Source organism: Rhodococcus sp. P14 (assembly GCF_000256505.1).
Lineage (GTDB): Bacteria > Actinomycetota > Actinomycetes > Mycobacteriales > Mycobacteriaceae > Rhodococcus > Rhodococcus ruber.
Window position 1 is genome coordinate 1 of record NZ_AJFC01000411.1, and the last position, 2,304, is coordinate 2,304.

Sequence of the window (2,304 nt, forward strand, 5' to 3'; positions counted from 1 at the left end):
GGAAGACGGTGCGCAGGCTCTCGTGCCGGTCGGTCACGTCCCGCCACGCCGCGGCGAGCGCCGCGGCGTCGATCGGTCCGGACAGGCGCAACGCGACGGGGATGTTGTACGCCGCGGAGGTGGGGTCGAGCTGGTTGAGCACCCACATGCGCTGCTGCGCCGGTCCGAGGGGCACCCGGGCCGGGCGGGGCCGGGCCGTGAGGGCGATCCTCGGCGCGGGACGCTCGAGCAGGCGCACGGCCAGCGCCGCGGGGGTGGGCGCCTCGAACAGGTCGCGCACCGCCAGGGCGGAGTTCAGGCGGGCGACGACGCGGGTGGCGTCGAGCGAGTTGCCGCCGAGGTCGAAGAACGAGTCGTCGATGCCCACCCGGTCCAGATCCAGCACCTGGGCGAACGCGGCGACCACGGCCTCCTCGGCCGGTGTGCGGGGGGCACGCCCCGCGCCGGCGGCGAAGACGGGCTCGGGCAGGGCCGCCCGGTCCAGCTTGCCCACCGGTGTCAGCGGCAACTCGTCGAGCACGACGACCGCCGCGGGCACGAGATGGGCCGGCAGCAACTCGGACATCCGGGCCCGTAGCGCCTCGGCTGTCGGGGCGCACCCGGTCGTCGCGAGCACGTACGACACCAGTACCGGCGACCCGGCCGGTCCGGGCCGGCCCACCGTCACCGCGCGGTCGACCTCCGGCAGCCCGGCCAGCGCCGCGTCGACCTCTCCCACCTCGATCCGCATTCCGCGGATCTTGACCTGGTGGTCACTGCGGCCGACGTACTCGAGCTCGAGCCGGCCGGCGGCGTGCACCCACCGCACCACGTCCCCGGTGCGGTACATCCGCGCGCCCTGCGGATGCGCCACGAACCGGGCCGCGGTCAGTCCCGGCCGCCCGTGGTAGCCGCGCGCCAGCCCGTCGCCGGCGAGGTACAACTCCCCCGCCACACCGGCCGGGACGGGCCGCAACCGGTCGTCGAGCACCAGCGGCGTCACGCCGCGCACGGCGGATCCGATCGTCACTGCCCGGCCCGCCGTCAGTGCCGACGACGCGGTCGCCCAGATCGTGGCCTCCGTCGGCCCGTACAGGTTCAGCATCGTCCGGCCCCCGGCGAACCGCTCCACCAGGTCCGTACCGACCGCCTCGCCGGCCACCGCGAGCACCCGGACCGAGGTCGACTCCGCCGAGTCCAGTGTCGAGAGCACCGACGGGGTGAGGACCGCGTGCGTCACCTGCTCGGCCTCGAGGAGAGCGGCGAGTTCGGTGCCCCCGACGATGCCGGGCGGGACCGACACCAGGCAGCCCCCGGCGCCGAAGGCGGCCAGTTGTTCGAAGATCGCTGCGTCGAAACTGGGCGAGGCGAAGCCGAGGACCCGCGCATCCGGCCCGACGTCGAGCGAGTCGGCTTGGGCGCGCACGATGTTCGCCAGCCCGCGATGGGTGACGGTGACGGCCTTCGGGGTGCCGGTCGAGCCGGAGGTGTAGATCAGGTAGGCGGCGTGCTCGGGATGCAGCGGCCGGGTCCGGTCCGCATCGGTCCACGGTGCGGCCGAGTCGTCGGCGTATGCGGCCCGCAGCGCCGGGTCGTCCAGTTCGAGCCAGGTGAGCGCGCCGGGCAGCGCGGCCCGGTGCGCGGCCGTGGTCAGTCCGAGTGTGGTGCCGCTGTCGTGCAGCATGTGCGCGATGCGCTCGGCCGGGTACGCCGGATCGACGGGCACGAAGGCGCCGCCGGCCTTGGCGACCGCCCACACGGCGAGCACCGACTCCGCGGAGCGGGGCAGCGCGAGGGCCACGCGCACGTCCGGACCCACCCCGGCGGCGACGAGCCGGTGCGCGAGCCGGCCGGCGGCGTCGTCGAGTTCCCGGTAGGTCCAGGTGGTGCCGTCGGCACGCACGGCCGGGCGCGCGGGGTGTGCGGCGGCGGCGGCCGCGAGCAGCGTGGGCAGCAGCCACGGCCCGATACCGGCCGGGCCGGCGGTGGCGGCCAGCTCGGCGGACTCGGCGGCGTCGAGCAGCTCCACGTCCCCGACGGGGACGGCTGGGTCGGTGGTGACGGTGGCGAGGAGGCGCACGAACCGCGCGGCGAGGGTGCGGGCGGTGTCGTGGTCGAACAGGTCGGTCGCGTAGGTGAGGGTTGCGTCCAGCCCGGCGGGCCGTCCGTCGTCGCCGGTGTGTTCGCGCAGCTCGAGTGCGAGATCGAACTGGGAGGAGTCCCGGGCGATGTCCTCCACGGCGATCCCGAGCCCGTCGAGCTCGAGCGTGGGTGCCGCGAAGTCGGCCAGCGCGAGGGAGACCTGGAACAGCGGGTGGTGCGCGG

At 75.5% G+C, this 2,304-nt stretch carries 1 protein-coding gene; it reads right to left on the bottom strand.

The genetic code is table 11. The annotated features are described in order from the left end of the window. Positions 1 to 2,304, bottom strand: a 2,304-nt coding sequence (locus tag OEY_RS29395) for a non-ribosomal peptide synthetase (protein ID WP_010596970.1), incomplete at both ends; no start/stop codon positions are given.